The following is a 14,896-nucleotide window of genomic DNA, read 5'->3' on the forward strand; positions in this document are numbered from 1 at the left end:
AAGGCATCCCCATGTCCGTCAAGGGCCACGTCGTCATCGTCGACGCCTACCACCCCACCCGGCGCCTCGCACCGGAGTTCCTCAAGGCCGGATACGCCTGCGTCCGCGTGCAGAGCACGCCCGAGATCCCAATGGTGTACCGCTCCACCTTCAGCCTGGACGACTACAGCGCCAACATCGTCCACCAGGGCGACCTCGCCGAGACCGTACGCGCCGTCTCGGCGTACGCGCCCGTGGCGGTCGTGCCCGGCGGGGAGTTCGGCGTCGAGTTCGCCGACGTCCTCAGCGAGGCGCTGTCCCTGCCGACCAACGGCACCGCCCTCAGCCCGGCCCGCCGGGACAAGTACACGATGGTGGAGACCATCAAGCGGGCCGGAGTCCCCGGCTCCGAGCAGATCCTCGTCTCGGACGAGGAGCAACTGCGGGCGTGGCACACCGCGCTGGGCCGGCGCGTCGTGGTCAAGCCCATCCGCTCGACCGGCGGGGACGGCATCCACTTCTGCGACACCCCCGACCAGTCGGTGGCCGCCTACCGCGCCCTGGCCCGGGCGCAGAACTTCTTCTCCGTCGACAACGAGGGAGTCGTCGCCCAGGAGTACCTGGTGGGCGGCGAGTACGTGGTCAACACCGTGAGCCGGGACGGGCACCACCACGTCACCGACATCTGGAAGACGACCCGGATCACCGCCAACGGGATCCTCGACCTGTGCGATTCGGTACACCTGCTGACCCGCCGCTCGCCGGAGGGCGAGGTGCTCGGGCGCTACGCCGAGGACGTGCTCGACGCCCTCGGCATCCGGCACGGTCCCGGACATCTGGAGATCAAGCTCACTCCGGACGGCCCCCGGCTGGTGGAGGCCGGCGCCCGCATCGCGGGCGGTGACATCCCCCACTACGCCGGCCTGGGCACCGGCTCCTCCCAGATCGACTGGACGGTGGACGCCTACGTCGCCCCCGAGCGCTTCCACGAGCGCCGCGCGGACGACTACGTCGTCCGGCGGCACTTCGCCTCCGTCGCGATGATCTCCCCCAAGGCCGGCACCCTGAAGGGCTTCCGCCACCTGGACGTGATCGAGGGGCTGGAGAGCCTCCACGAGATCCGCGCCCTGGTCGCGCCCGGAGGCGAGATCCGCCCGACCGTCGACGACCTGACCTATCCCATGATCGTCAACTTGCGCCACGAAGTGGCCGAGGTCGTCCTGCGCGACTACGGAACCCTGCGCTTCCTCGACGGCGAAGGGCTCTACGAACTGTCATGAGCAGCCGAACCGCCACCGCCACCGCTCCGGACGCCGCCGCGCCGGACCCCGTACGGGCCTTCCTGGAGCCGGAGGCGCCCGGGACCGCCCTGCCCGAACTCCTGGCCCTCCCCCTGGCCGAACGCCACCGGCTCCTGACGACCGGACAGCTCGGCGCCGAGGAGTTCCGTACCACGGCCGCCGACTGGGCGGCCACCGCCGACGGCCGGTACCGTGCCTGCGCCGAACTGCGGGAGCCCGCGGGCGCGGCCCTGCGGCTCGGCGTCAAGGACACCGTGGACGTCCGGGGCTTCGCCACCCGCCTCGGACTGCGCCACTACCGCCACCACCCCCGCACCACGGCCGCCGTGCTGCAGGGCGTCACCGGCGCCGAGGTGGTGGCCAAGGTGGTCACCACCGAACTCAACATCGCCGTGGGCTCGGGGTGCGTGAACCCCTTCTTCCCGCACATCGATCCGGCCGGCTCCAGCACCGGATCGGCCGTGGCCGTGGCGGGGAACGTGTGCGACGTCTCCCTGGGCACCGATGTCCTGGGGTCGGTGCGCTGGCCCGCCGGCCGCTGCGGTGCGGTGGGCCTGCGCGCCACCCACCATCCGCGCAACCTGCCCGGGATCTTCCCCCTGTCGCCCGCCATGGACGCCCCCGGATGGGTCACCCGTACCGCCGCGGACCTGGCCTTCGCCTGGCACCACATGGGGCTCGGCGGCCCGGTGCCGGCGGGCCTGCGGCTGCGCGTGGCGATCCCCCGGGAGCTGTTCGCGGAGGGCGTCCTCGACCCGGAGATCACCGAGGCACTCGGGCACACGGCGTCCCTGCTGCGCTCCGCCGGACACGAGGTGGTCGAGGCCGACCTCGGGGAGCTGTGGGACTGCCGGGGCGACGCCTGGCAGTTGTGCGCGCGGGACGCCTGGAACGGGTACCGGCGGTGGGGCGGCCGCATCGGGGACGACCTCCTCGACTCGACCCTCGCCGCGCTGCGGGTCGGGGCCGGGGTCGGCGACGAGGAGTACACCGCCGTCCGCGACCGCATGGCCCGGCTGCGCGCCGGCACCGCCGCCCTGTTCGCCGGGCGCGGGGTGGACGCCTGGCTGCTGCCGCTGGATCCCGCGCTGCCGCGTCCGCGCGGCACGGCGGCCGCCGCGGACTCCACCATCCCCGCCCCCGGCGACCCCCGCTACGAGCGGGAGATCGGGTTCACCCCCGTCGCCAGCTTCGCCGGCCTGCCCGCGATCACCTTCCCCGTGGGCGTCCACCCGGAGGGCGGCGCGCCGGTCGCCGTGCAGCTGGTGGGCGGCTCCGGGCAGGAGGAGCTGCTCATCGCGGCGGCCCGGGACGTCGGCGAGGCCCTCGGCGGGCTCGACCTGCGCCCCCGCGACCCCGGCGGCCTGCCGGCCCGTGCGGACAAGGAGGACCGACCGTGGTGACCACCCGTCAGACAGCGGGCGGGCTCGACCTGCTCCACCTCGCCGTCTTCGGCGGATACGCCGGACAGCAGATCCTCACCCCAGTGCTGCCCCCGCTCGCCCGGGAGCTGTCCATCAACGAGTTCCAGTACGGCATGGTGATGAGCGCGTCCGCCGCCGTGGTGGCGCTCGTCAGTCCCGTGTGGGGGCGGCGCGCCGACGTGTGGGGCCGCAAGCCCCTCATGGTGATGGCCCTGTTCGGCGCCTCACTGGGACTGCTGGCCTTCGCCGTCTCCGCGCACCTGGGCCTGCGGGGCGTCCTGGGCACCGTCCCCGTCTTCGTCCTGCTGCTGCTCGCCCGCGGGATCCTGTTCGGCGGCTCCCTGGCGGCGCTTCCCGTCGCGGCGCAGGCCTACGTCGCCGACACCTCCGTCGGGGACGAGGAACGGGTCAAGGGCATCTCCCGCGTCGGCGCCGCCGTGGGCCTGGCCCTCGTCCTGGGCCCCGGACTGGGGGGCCTCCTCGGAGACCTGGGCCTGCTGCCCGCCCTGTACACAGCGCCGGCGCTGATCGGGCTGGTCGGCCTGCTGGTGTGGGCCCGGCTGCCCGCCGAGCAGGTGCGGTCCGGCCGCGGGGGCGTCGCCGGGCGGCTGAGCCCCGCGGACCCCCGCATCCGGTCCCTCCTGCTGGTGGGTGCCGGGATCTACCTGTCCACCAGCCTGCTCCAGACCAGCATCGGGTTCCTGCTGATGGACCGTCTGGACCTGGACGCCGCCAGAACGGTGGAACTGTCGGGCATGGTGCTCCTGGCCGGCGGCCTGCCCATGCTCCTCGTCCAGGGTGTGCTGATCCCCAAGTTGGCCTGGCGTCCGCAGCGGCTCCTCCTCGTGGGCGTGCCCCTGACCACCGTCGCCTTCGCGGCGATCTGCCTGGCCGACTCGCTGCCGTTCTTCCTGGCCGCCGTCACCCTGTCGGGGTTCGGGCACAGCTTCGCCATCCCCGGCTACAACTCGGCGCTGAGCCTGAGCGTCGGCCCCGGCGAGCAGGGCCGGGCGGCCGGTCTCAGCGCCTCCGCCAACGCGGTCACCCTGGTCCTCGGCCCGCTGGCCGCGACGAGCCTGTACCAGCTCGACCCCGCACTGCCCTTCGCCGTCGGAGCGGTCGCCCTCGGAGTCCTCTTCCTCGGCCTGCTCCTGCGCCGGACACCCGCGCCCGCCGCCGCCCCGGGCGCCGCCGAACCGGCCCCCGCGGCCGACGGCACCCGCTGACCGCCCGGGCCCGACCTCTCAACCGGAGAACCCACACATGTCCGCACCTCCGCTGACTCCCGTACTCCCGAAGGAAACCCGGTCGAGGGCCGCCCCCGAGGAGGGCCTGCGCCGCGAACTCGGCCGGTGGAGCCTGACCGCCATCGCCTTCGGCGGCATGATCGGGTCCGGCTGGCTCTTCAGCGCCTACTACGCGGCCCAACTCGCCGGTCCCGCCGCGCTGCTGTCCTGGCCGGTCGCCGGGGCCGCGATGATGCTGGTGGGCCTCGTCCTCGTCCAGCTCGGCGCGACCCGCCCCCGGGCCGGCGGCATGGTCCGCTGGCCCCTGGAGGCCAGCGGGCCCCTGGTGGGCACCACCATCGGGTGGGCCGTGCTCCTCTCCGTGGCCAGTGCGCTGGCCGCCGAGGCCTCGGCCATCGCCCAGTACGCCGGCCACTACGTCCCGGGCCTGTTCCGGGACGGCCGCCTCACGCCCCGGGGCACCGCGGCGGCCGTGGCACTGCTGGCCCTGCTCGCCCTCCTGAACTGGTTCGGGGTCCGGCTGTTCGCCCGGATCACCACGGCGCTGACGGTGTTCAAGTTCGGCGTGCCGCTGCTGACCATCGCCGCGCTGACGGCCTCGGGCTTCGACTCCGCCACCGTCGACGCCGGCGGCGGCCTCGCCCCCTACGGGTGGTCGGCCGCCCTGGCCGCGGTGGCCGGCGCCGGCATCATCTACACCTTCAACGGATTCGCGGCGCCCATCGAACTGTCGGCGGAGGCCCGCGACCCCCGCCGGGACCTGCCCCGCGCCGTGATCACGGCCATCGTGCTCGCGATCGTGCTGTACACCGTGCTGCAACTGGTCTTCCTCGGCACCGTTCCCGTCGGACAACTGGCCGGCGGCTGGCACGGGCTGAACTTCGACTCGCCCTTCGGCCAGGTCGCGATCGCGCTCAACCTCGGCTGGCTCGCCACACTGATCTACGCGGACGCGGTCCTGTCACCCACCGGGGCCGCGGCCATCTTCGTGGCCTCCGGCAGCCGCGAGACGTACGCCGCCGCCCGCAACGGCGTCCTGCCCGCCTTCTTCACCACCGTCCACCCGGCCTCCGGCGTCCCCCGCCGCACCCTCGTCGCCAACTTCGTCCTCGCCACCGTCTTCCTCGCGCCCTTCCGGGGCTGGCAGGAGATCATCGGCGTGGTCGGCGTGCTCTCCCTGCTCACCTACTCCGCCTGCTCGGTCGCCGTGAGCGCGTTCCGGGCGGCCGACCGGGATCCCGCCTCGTGGCGCATGCGGGGCATGCGGTGGGTGGCACCCGTGAGCTTCGTCGTCTCGACCGAGCTGATCCACTGGGCCGGATGGGCCCATCTGCGGGTCGCGCTCCCGCTGTTGCTCATCCCGGTGGCCGTCTTCGCCGTCAGGTACCGTCGGGACCGGCACCGGCTGACGGCGGAACTGCGGTCCGGGCTCTGGTTCGTGGCCTACCTGGCGGTGCTCTTCGCCGCGGCCGCCGTCGGATCCACCGGGGGCACCGGTGTGCTCCCCGCGCCGTGGGACTCCGTGGCCGTGGGCGCGGCCGGGCTCCTGTTCCACCGATGGGGCGTCCGCAGCGGCGTCCGTCGTACGCGATGAAACCCTCTGGGAGGCATTCCATGACCAGGACCGTGGTAGTGAGCGGCGGAGGCACCGGCATCGGCCGCGCCGTCTGTGCGGCCTTCGCCGCCGAGGGCGCGCGGGTGATCGCCGTCGGGCGCCGCGAGGACGTCCTGAAGCGGACCGCGGCCGAGCTGACCGAACGCCACGAGGGCACGGGCGGCCGGGTGCTGGCCCTGGCCGCGGACCTCGCCCTCCCCGAGGAGGCGGACCGGGTCCGCGACGAGGTGCTCGCGCTCGGCGGGCCGGTCGACGTCCTGGTCAACTCCGCCGGCGGCAACGTCCTGATCGGGGCCTCCGACGGGGCCGCGGAGGGCACGGCCGGAGCGGCCTGGCACTGGACCGAGAACTTCCGCTCGAACGTCCTCAGCGCCGTCCTCCTGACGGAAGCCCTCCAGCCCGTGATCGCCTCACCCGGCGGCCGGATCGTGATGATCAGCTCCATCGCCGCCTACCGGGGCTCGGGGGCCGGGTCGTACGCCGGAGCGAAGGCGGCCCTGCACCCGTACGTGTACGACCTCGCCGCGTCCCTCGGCCCGCGCGGCGTCACGGTGAACGCCGTGGCTCCCGGCTACATCGAACAGACGGGGTTCTTCGGGACCTCCGGCCTCCCCACCGACCGCCACGACCTCCTCGTCGGCCAGACCCACACCGGCCGGGCCGGGGTCCCCGAAGACATCGCCGACACCGTCCACTGGCTGGCCTCCCCGGCGGCCTCCCAGGTGACCGCCCAGATCATCCAGGTGAACGGCGGCGCCGAACGCGGCCGCTGACCAGGCTCTCCCACCACGGCGGCCACCCTCCAACCGGCCGCCCGCCGCACCAGGCCGGCCATCCTCGGCGGCTGGTGTGGCGTAGGTGTGGGGAAGGACCAGCCGGAGCTGCTCGGAAGGCGGGGTGGCCGGCGCTGTTACGAAGAGGAAGCCGCCGTCGAGGCGGCAGTTCACAGCCGACTTCAAGGCCGAGGCCGTCGGTCTGTGCCCGAACGGGGACCGCTCAGTGCCGGATGTCTGCTGTGAAGGGTCACTCCATGACAGCCATGATCACAATCCATACCCTTGCCGGTCCGGGATAGCACCTCCTGACGGCCCAGCCGCACCGCGACCAGCGTCTCGGCCGCTGCTGCTCCAGCTGTTCCTGCGCGCGCGGCCCGGCGCCGATCCGGCCGCGTGACCGGGGCTAGATGCGGGAGTTGCGTACCGACTGCCACACGGCACCGGCCAGCGCCCGCGTCGCTCGCGGGACCGAAAGATGTTCGTGCTCGCGGTACAGCGCCCAGTTGTACTGCACGAGCGACATCTTGTTGGAGGACAGTGACCCCGCCTGGTGGGCCCTGTACACCGCGAGCGGCTCGGCCAGGCCCCGGGCGTCGGCGCCGTCCCGCATGATCGACAGCCACAGGGCGTAGTCCTGGCGCTTGCGCATCTCCGGCATCAGCCTCGTGCCCAGCACGTTGCGGTCGTACATGGCGGTGAGAGCGCCGATGTGGTCGCGGACGAGCATCGCGCGGTAGTCCACGTGCTCGCGCGCGCGGACCACGCGCCCGTTGGGAACCCAGTCGGTGCTCTCGCCGGCGTAGTCGGCGTCCATCTTGAAGTACGAGGTGAACGTCAGCGGCGCGGTGGCCTCGGCGGCGAAGGCGAGCTGTTTGGCGGTCTTCTGCGGCAGCCACATGTCGTCGCTGTCGAGGAAGGCGACGTAGTCCCCGCGGGCGCGTTCGATCGCGCGGTTTCGGGCCCGGCCGGCCCCGCCCTGCTCGGGCGCCCGTTCCGGCCGGACGCGCTCGTCCTGCCGGGCGAACTCCTCCAGGAGGTCCATGGAGCCGTCGGAGGACTGGTCGTCGGTGACCAGCAGTTCCAGGTCGCCGTGGGTCTGGGTGAGCACCGACCGGACGGCCGCACCGAGGGTCGCCGCCGAGTTGTAGACGGGCATCACGACAGACACCAGGGGCACAGCACTTCTCCTCGCCAGACCGGAACCAACAACCCCATTCAAGCACCGCAACCGAGCAGGAGCCGCCATGCAGATCGTTGTCGCCGGTCAGGGCTACGTAGGCCTCCCCCTGGCCGTGCGCGCCGCCGAGGCCGGTCACCGCGTCGTCGGCTACGACGTGGACACGGACCGCATCCGGCGACTGGCCGCGGGCGAGTCGTACGTCCAGGACGTGCCCTCCTCGCGGCTGCGCGAGGCCCTGGACAGCGGATCCTACGTCGCGACCGCCGACCAGGACGCGCTCGCCGGCTTCGACATCGAGGTGATCACCGTACCCACCCCGCTGCGCGACGGCGTACCCGACCTGAGCCACATCCAGTCCTGCGCCCGGACCCTGGGCAAGCACCTTCGGCGCGGCGCGACGGTCATCCTGGAGTCCACGACCTATCCCGGCACGACCGAGGAGGTGCTGCTGCCGATCCTGGAGGAGGTGTCGGGCCTCACGGGCGGAACGGACTTCCATGTCGGCTTCAGCCCCGAGCGCATCGCCCCGGGCAACCCGCGCTGGTCGTTCGAGACGACGCCGAAACTGGTGGCCGGCATCGACGACACATCACTCCGTGTGATCAAGTCCTTCTACGACGGCATCTTCCAGACCACGGTGCCGGTGTCCGGGCACAAGGTCGCCGAGCTGGCCAAACTGATCGAGAACACCTTCCGGCTCGTCAACATCTCCATGATCAACGAACTCGCGACGCTGACCGACCGCCTCGGCGTGAACATCTGGGAGGCGATCGACGCCGCCGCGACCAAGCCCTTCGGCTTCACCCGCTTCACCCCGGGGCCGGGAGTCGGCGGACACTGCCTCCCCATCGACCCGCTGTTCCTCTCCTGGAAGATCCGGGAGGACCTCGGTCTCCCCTTCAGGTTCGGAACGCTCTCGGATCAAGATACGGCCATGTTGACGCGGTTCTGTACGGCACGGGACAGTCCAGCCATGGCTTGTACCGCCAGCCACGAGGGCTGGGGGAGGGTTGACCCAACGCATGCTCGGCACGTCGAAGGCGGCGCAAACTCGTTCTCATCACCCTGTCGTTGTCAGACCGGCCTGGTAACTGGCCCTGGGCCTCCGCCCCGGCTTTGGACCGCAGGCAAAAGCCGGGGCGGCCAGGAGGCACCACCGAGCAGCACCTCCCCGCAGCAGGCCGGCAGCAGGGTTTTCTGCTCCAGGCCCATGCTGGGCGATGCGCGAGTGCAGCAGCCGGCGCCATCAGACGGCGGGTCGCCCCTGGCCCCCGGGCATGGACCGCGCTGAGTCAGGCCAAGTGCGAGCGGGACGGCTCCACGGAGGACGGCTTCGGACAGCCCTGCAAGCCAGGGCGAACTTCCCGACCACCAAGGACGTTTCGCGCTCCGCCGAAGCTGCACGGGAGCGAGACGCGCAGCACGAACGGTCACCATGACAGCTGATGCCGCAGCCAAGGGGATGGAAGGAGGTGACACGTGCCTACCTTGCCTTCCGTTCAACCGGACGGGAGGAGAGGCCGCGAAGAGCAGTCTGAGCCCGACTTCCAAGACCATGCCCGAAATGTGCGAATCGATGAAAGTGCTTCAGAACGCCAGCCTCCCCGCATAAAGTGGCAGGTCAGCTAGTCTGCTCCCCGCACCCGCGGGGATGACCCCCGCGGCCTGCCATTCGGACGCGTGAACTCGACGCTGCTCCCCGCACCCGCGGGGATGACCCCGTGCCGACGGTAGGGGCTTTTACGGCTCACGATCTGCTCCCCGCACCTGCGGGGATGGTCCCACGGTGACCGGGTTCCGGGTGAGCCAGCGGGCCTGCTCCCCGCACCGCGCGGATGGTCCCGCCGGAGCCCGCATCACCTGGCTGCCGTGCCCTGCTGGTGGCATGCGACGTCTACTCGACCGACCCTGCGGTCCTGGAGCCCGGCCGCTGGGAAGGAACCGAGACCGACGAGACCTCGGAGCTTCCCCAGCCCCTCCGAGAGCGCGCCGGGAACGTCCGCGAGTCACTGGTCGAAGTCCGCCTGGCCGGCGGCCCCGCGGTCGGGACGCTGGCCAGGACGGTGTTTGGGCATGTTCTCCGCCTGGCCGACCAGGGCGTGAGCGCCGCGTATCAGCGGTTCCTGCGGGCCGCCGTCTCGGACGACGACATACGAGGCGCCAACCACGCCGATGCCCAGCTGGTTGAGTACCTGCACGCATACCGGATGGTGCGCGCCGAGTACGCCGAGGCCCGCAGGGTGTTCCTCGCGACGGTCCGGGCGCAGCTTTGGGGGCCCGACGCCTAGATCACCCCGCTACCTTGCGGCTGGTGTCTGAGCTAGGACACCGAGGCCTCTACGGCCGGGACCACCTCCAGCGCATCGTGTTCGACGGGCTGGTCGACGGCCTCGCCGTCGTGGAGGAGCTGCCCGTGGGCACGCGGTGTGTGCCCACGGTTGGCGGCGTGATGATCTACGCGCCCCCCGAACCCGCGTGCGCCTAGGTTCGCAGTCGCTCCTCTGGGCCCGTCGGAGGCCGGATATGCCTGCGGCCTCTAAGCGGAGAACTCCTTCAGCCGGTTGACTTCTGCCGCGTGTTCGCTGAGTCGGTGCCCGGTACTGCCTGAGGTGTAGAGGACCGTGCCCACCACGGCCGTGGGGAGGGAGAGCAGCAGCAGGGCGAGGAGCTCGGCCCAGTCGCGTTCGGTGGCACACCGGGCGCCCGCGGCGTCGGCGTAGCCCTCATACGGGCGGCCCCGTTCGTTCTCCTCCGTGTAGAACACCCGGGACTGGCAATCCGCGCCCTCACGTCCGGTCACGGAGTAGGGCAGCAGCAACTGCGCGGCGATCCAGATCCAGACGCCGACGGAGGCGGCCAACAGACAGAACCCCCACACCTGCTGACGCCGGGCGCGCTCACGGAAGCTGTTGTCGTACACCAGCGCTTTCATCCGGCCGAAGGTAGCAGCCAGTGCGGACGGCGAATCGTCCTCGAAATAGTGAGAGAACACGACCCACCTGCCCCAGGCCCTTCCTTCGTGGTCAGCCTTTCGGGACGGATTTCCCCCATTCGCCTGACCCCGGGACGCCGGTGCGTCAAGGTCGTGGCAGACGGGCCCGCAGCCGGGCGGGCCCTGCTGGGTGCTGAAGGGGCGTCATGGCCGACGAGAGGGAGACGTGGACGACGGAGGAGTTCGGGACCTCCCACGAGGGCTGGATCGGCGTCCTCCTGCCCGACGGCACCGTCCCCGCACCCGCGTTCTTCGACACCGGTTCGGGTCCCAACGTCCACAAGACGTCCCACTGGTCCGTCTACGACGGCCGCCGCGGGCGCATCCCGCGCGCGGCCGTACTCCGTGGAACCTGCTCGTGCGGATGGACCGGCCCCGAACATGCGCTGGACTGGAACGCGATCGGCGAGCAGGACCTGGAGGATGCCGCCGCCGACGAGGCGGACGCCTGCTACGACGACTGGGACGGCCACACGACCGCCGTCGAAGCCGCCACCATCCCCGTCCCCGAATCGGTGACCCACCTGCTGGAGCAGCTCCAGGCCGAGATCGGCAAACTCGGCGACGACTCACCCCTCGCCGCCCTCCGCGCCGTCCGCCAGATGGAGGCCGCCGCCCACGCGACGGGCTCCTGGCTCGCCCGCTCCGCCCAGCACACCACCACCCCGGCCCAGGCCGCGACCGCCCTCGGCCTGACCGAGTCGGCCGCCCGCCGCGAACTCGCCCGCCTGGGACGCTGGAGCCCCTACCGGCCCTGATGGCAGCCGCTCAAAGCACGGCGGCCATCAAGGCCGTTCCCGGCCCCCCGGCCCCCCGGCCCCCCGGCCCCCCGGCCCCCCGGCCCCCCGGGCCTACGGCGACCGGGTGCTCAGCGAAGGCGGAGGGTGACCTCGGCGCTGTTCATGCTGTCGAAGGTCACCGAGAACGTCTTGCGGGTTCCGGCGCCGCATGTCTCGAACTCTCGTGTCCTGTGTTGGAGTGTGAGGGGCCGAACGCAGACCAACTATGCGAAAGCGCGCGGTAAGGGCCTTCTGTGCAGGTCAGAGGCGTGCGTGCGGAGAGACCTGAGGCATTGTTCCTTGGCCTGGGTGACGGCGAAGGTGGTGAGGTTGACCGGCGACGAATGCCGGCTTCGTGTGAGGGGGCATGCGGAACAGCCCTGCTGGTCCACCCCCGCGGGGGGAGGGCAAGCAGGGCTGTTGAGTCGGCCTCGGCTCCGAGTGCCTCAGCCGGCGTGGTCGGCTGAGCCTGCGGAGGGTGGCTCAGTCGGTCTGGGCGGAGCCGGAGTCCGGAGCGAACCGGGGTCCGTTGGTGACCTCCTTGAATTCGAAGGTGTAGCGGCCGCGGAGGTTGATGTGGTCGTGGGTGAAGGGTGAGAGTTGGGCAGCGGCTTCGTTGTGGACGGGGTGGCCGCTGGCGCGCAGATCGTTCAGTGTCTGGTCCGTCAGACACGTGGTGTGGAGGACGACGGCGTTCAGGACCAGGCCTAGCGCACCCACTTCCGTTTCCATGCCGGGGTGGTAGCGCTCGTTGTGTCCGTCACGGCCGTGATGGATCTTGCGTGCGAGTTTCTGCCGGTCGTGCTGGAGGGTCGCCATGGACTGGATGGTGTTCCGGTAGTCGGTGTCTTCGATCAGGCGCAGGATGTGCTGGCTCTTGGCGATGCGGCCGTAGTGAGCGATGGCCTGGCCGAGGCTGTCGTTGGCGCCCTGGGTGAGCATGCGGATGATGTCGTGGGCGCGGACGGTGCCGTGGTGGATGGAGCCGATGACCCTCAGGACGCGGGGCCAGTGGCGTTCGATGAGGGCCATGTCGATGCGCCCTTTGACGGCCTTCTGCAAGGGCCCGTATCCCCCAGCCGGCTGCGTGTGCCACAGGCCCTTCTCCGGGATGTCGTCGTACCGGGGGGCGTAGTGGTATCCGGCCAGGGTGAGCAGTCCGAAGACGATATCGCCGTGTTGCCGGGCGTCGGCCACGATTGTGGTGGGACCGTCGGTGGTGCGCTCGCCCAGTACGTCGAGCACGTACAGAGAGGTGGCTGGGCTGCCCGAGACGACCATGCCGGCGCGTCCTGCTGCCTGGTCCGTGACCACGGTGAACCACGTTGCGGTGCGCCGTGGCTCACCGCGGTGGCCGAACGGCGACCTGGGGGGAACGTAGAACCGCATGCCGTCCACGGCCGCGACTTCGCCCCCGCCCATGAGGCGCGCCAGGGGGATGTCCGCCTGGAGCTCGATCATCCGCTTCGAGAGCACCTCGATGTTCTTGGGGGTGAGGTAGTCCCGTTCCACCTCCTTGAGCCTGCTGCGGCGCAGGGCAGGGCTGTGGCCTGTCACCAGGTCGTACCCGACGTTGCAGCCGTAGGCGACCAGGAGCGCAGCGAAGGTGGTGTTGAAGTCCTTGGCGCGTGGACATGCTCCGGCCGGCGTGGTGCAGATGCGGTCGGCGCCGGCCCACTGCAGGACGGTCAGCAGGACCTCGGGGAGGTCGACGCGGGGCAGGGACCTGATGACCGCTGCTTGCAGGGGGGCCGGATCGTGCTGGGGGTCGCTGTGGGAGTTCGAGATCCGGAGTTTGCCACGGCGGTCGTAGGAGACGTGGGCGTTGTCGGGAAAGCCCTGTGCCACCCTTCGGAACGACCTGTCCAGATCGGAGCTCTTCTCCGCAAGGAGCTCCTGGGGGTCTTCAGCCAGGTGGAGGTTGGTCAGGAGCGCGGGCTTCTCCCTCTCCCAGGCCCGGTCGGACATGAGCTGGGCATCAGGATTGCCCCAGTTGGAGGAGTACAGGGCGTAGATGTCGCGGGAGTTCAGCTGCTCGTGGAACTGGGTCAGGATGCACATGGCGTACGCCTCGGTGTGGATTGTCTCCGGCCCGTTGCCCGGGGCTGCCAGTACCAGCTTCCGCCAGGACCCTCTGACCAAGGTGAGGTCGATCTCGTCCCGGCCGACCTGCGCACGGATCATCAGAGCGGGCAGTGCCTTCAGCGCGGCGAGCACCGGTGCTCCGTCCGGCGTCGCGCGGAAGTCGATGGCGACGGGAAGCAGGGGGAGGAAGTCCGCGACGTGCTTGTATCCCTTCACCAGCTCGGCCCGCCAGGCCTCGTCAGGATCGGAGCCTGTCCCCGGATGGTGTCTGCGAGCGGTGGCCCGCGCCGTGTCGATGTCGTCTGGCGGCGGGGCGAGTTGCTCCATCCGTGTGTAGTGCTCCAGGGCGGTCCGCTTACCATCCTTGACCTCGCCGGATGCTGCATCGACGAGTTCATCCCTTCCAGCCGTCCACACCTCTGTCACCTGATCCAGGGTGCCCAGTGCGGCAACCAGCTCCGGCAGAGCATCGCGCAGGGCTTTCTCAGCTGCGCGCTTGGCCTTCCGCACGATGTCGGAATCCATGTGGTCGTGAAAGACGTTGAGGGCGTCATCGATCGAGCTCGTGCTCAGGCTCACCACGGTGGCCACCGTCGTGGCCGTCTTGTCTGTACTGGCAAGACGTGCGGTCCTGGAGACCCGGGCTTCCCCACCGGAGCGGGCGACCTGAGCGACACGACGTGGAGGCACCCCGATATCGAGGCCGTGGAACCCCCAGCTCCGGACTGTGGCAGCCCGTCGCAGAGCCTCCTCGACACCTTCGGAGTTGCTCTTCCGTGGCCTGCGCCGGATTCGACCCAGCTCCGACAGGTTCGCTCCCTCCGGCACGCGCAGCAGATCCTGGAGGACTTCGATCTGCTTCGGGGTCGGAGCGGCGAGCAGGAGCCGGCACACCCTGTCCCAGTCCTCGGCCCGAACCGTCATCACCAGGCGTGCCAAGGTGCTGAGCCCCGGAAGCAGCATGCGGCGGCCGCGCAGCTCCTGCACGCCGGCGTAGAACAGATTCCTGGGGCCTGCGCCGGTGATCCACATATGGGCCGCGAGCCAATCGCGACAGCTGTCCCCGTCGAACTCCTGCCACCGGCCCGCGTTCTTGATCTGGTTCTTGTGGGCACGGGCTGTGGCGTCCCGTGCCCCGTAGCGGCCTAGCACCGCCGGGTCGACGTCCAGCTGATGAGCCAGGAACTTCACGACGTCCGCTGGGGTGCGCTGAGGATCGGAGAACCGTCCCGAGAAGCGCAGGCCCGCCTGTAAGACGGCGTACCCCAGCCGGTTCTCCGGTCCCCGCAACTTCGCGATCGTCTGGAGGTCGTCCTCGTCCAGGACGAAGTACTGCTGGAGTTCTTGCTGGGTGAGGCCTTTGGGGACGGCCCCGTACAGGGCAACATCCTCATCGCTCAGGAACCAATTGTCGGTCATGCCCACCTTCCGAAGATCGGATTTGACGGGGGAAGCCTCGGGCTCTGGACCGCCCCACGGCAAATGACGGACCGCCCTTGTGTACCCGCCGGAGGCCTT

Annotated in this window: 12 protein-coding genes; 9 read left to right on the plus strand and 3 right to left on the minus strand. The window is 70.9% G+C overall.

Going from position 1 to position 14,896, the window contains the following annotated elements; genetic code table 11:
* Window positions 1–11 precede the first annotated feature (11 nt).
* Genes AB0O29_RS01500 through AB0O29_RS01520 form a run of 5 tightly spaced genes read left to right on the plus strand, consistent with a single transcriptional unit; the run spans window position 12 to window position 6,339 of the window.
* On the plus strand, window positions 12–1,259 hold the full coding sequence (locus AB0O29_RS01500) for an ATP-grasp domain-containing protein (RefSeq protein ID WP_365144282.1): 1,248 nt from the start codon (window positions 12–14) through the stop codon (window positions 1,257–1,259).
* Window positions 1,256–2,683 carry an amidase gene (locus AB0O29_RS01505; protein ID WP_365144285.1) on the plus strand — a complete coding sequence of 476 codons (1,428 nt, stop codon included), beginning with the start codon at window positions 1,256–1,258 and terminating at the stop codon, window positions 2,681–2,683. Before AB0O29_RS01500 ends, AB0O29_RS01505 begins: the two co-directional genes overlap by 4 nt.
* Complete coding sequence (locus tag AB0O29_RS01510) at window positions 2,677–3,930, plus strand: MFS transporter (RefSeq protein ID WP_365144288.1); 1,254 nt, start codon at window positions 2,677–2,679, stop codon at window positions 3,928–3,930. Before AB0O29_RS01505 ends, AB0O29_RS01510 begins: the two co-directional genes overlap by 7 nt.
* A gap of 37 nt (window positions 3,931–3,967) precedes the next feature.
* Entirely contained in the window at window positions 3,968–5,545 is a 1,578-nt protein-coding gene (locus AB0O29_RS01515; protein WP_365144291.1) for an APC family permease, read from the plus strand.
* 20 nt (window positions 5,546–5,565) lie between these two features.
* On the plus strand, window positions 5,566–6,339 hold the full coding sequence (locus AB0O29_RS01520) for an SDR family oxidoreductase (protein ID WP_365144294.1): 774 nt from the start codon (window positions 5,566–5,568) through the stop codon (window positions 6,337–6,339).
* A gap of 406 nt (window positions 6,340–6,745) precedes the next feature.
* On the opposite strand, the gene AB0O29_RS01525 is transcribed toward AB0O29_RS01520, so the two are convergent.
* Window positions 6,746–7,519: a glycosyltransferase gene (locus AB0O29_RS01525; protein ID WP_365144297.1), complete on the minus strand. Its 774-nt coding sequence runs from the start codon at window positions 7,517–7,519 to the stop codon at window positions 6,746–6,748.
* Window positions 7,520–7,586: 67 nt separating this feature from the next.
* On the opposite strand from AB0O29_RS01525, the gene AB0O29_RS01530 reads away from it, so the two are divergent.
* The 3 genes from AB0O29_RS01530 (at window position 7,587) to AB0O29_RS01540 (ending at window position 10,007) form a co-directional block, all read left to right on the plus strand.
* The gene (locus AB0O29_RS01530; RefSeq protein WP_365144300.1) at window positions 7,587–8,813 is read left to right on the plus strand and encodes a nucleotide sugar dehydrogenase; all 1,227 of its coding nucleotides are present in this window, start codon (window positions 7,587–7,589) and stop codon (window positions 8,811–8,813) included.
* 589 nt (window positions 8,814–9,402) lie between these two features.
* Window positions 9,403–9,810, plus strand: coding sequence for a hypothetical protein (locus tag AB0O29_RS01535; RefSeq protein WP_365144303.1), 408 nt, complete (start codon window positions 9,403–9,405; stop codon window positions 9,808–9,810).
* 23 nt (window positions 9,811–9,833) lie between these two features.
* On the plus strand, window positions 9,834–10,007 hold the full coding sequence (locus AB0O29_RS01540) for a hypothetical protein (RefSeq protein WP_365144306.1): 174 nt from the start codon (window positions 9,834–9,836) through the stop codon (window positions 10,005–10,007).
* Between the two features lie 51 nt (window positions 10,008–10,058).
* On the opposite strand, the gene AB0O29_RS01545 is transcribed toward AB0O29_RS01540, so the two are convergent.
* Window positions 10,059–10,454, minus strand: coding sequence for a hypothetical protein (locus tag AB0O29_RS01545; protein WP_365144309.1), 396 nt, complete (start codon window positions 10,452–10,454; stop codon window positions 10,059–10,061).
* A gap of 206 nt (window positions 10,455–10,660) precedes the next feature.
* Here AB0O29_RS01545 and AB0O29_RS01550 point away from each other — a divergent pair, with 206 nt between their 5' ends.
* Window positions 10,661–11,272 carry a hypothetical protein gene (locus AB0O29_RS01550; protein ID WP_365144311.1) on the plus strand — a complete coding sequence of 204 codons (612 nt, stop codon included), beginning with the start codon at window positions 10,661–10,663 and terminating at the stop codon, window positions 11,270–11,272.
* A 504-nt stretch (window positions 11,273–11,776) separates the two neighbouring features.
* On the opposite strand, the gene AB0O29_RS01555 is transcribed toward AB0O29_RS01550, so the two are convergent.
* Window positions 11,777–14,797 (minus strand): Tn3 family transposase, encoded by a 3,021-nt coding sequence (locus AB0O29_RS01555; protein ID WP_365144313.1) that lies wholly within the window; start codon window positions 14,795–14,797, stop codon window positions 11,777–11,779.
* Between the last annotated feature and the right edge of the window lie 99 nt (window positions 14,798–14,896).

The sequence above is a fragment of the Streptomyces sp. NPDC089915 genome, from assembly GCF_040684675.1.
GTDB lineage: Bacteria > Actinomycetota > Actinomycetes > Streptomycetales > Streptomycetaceae > Streptomyces.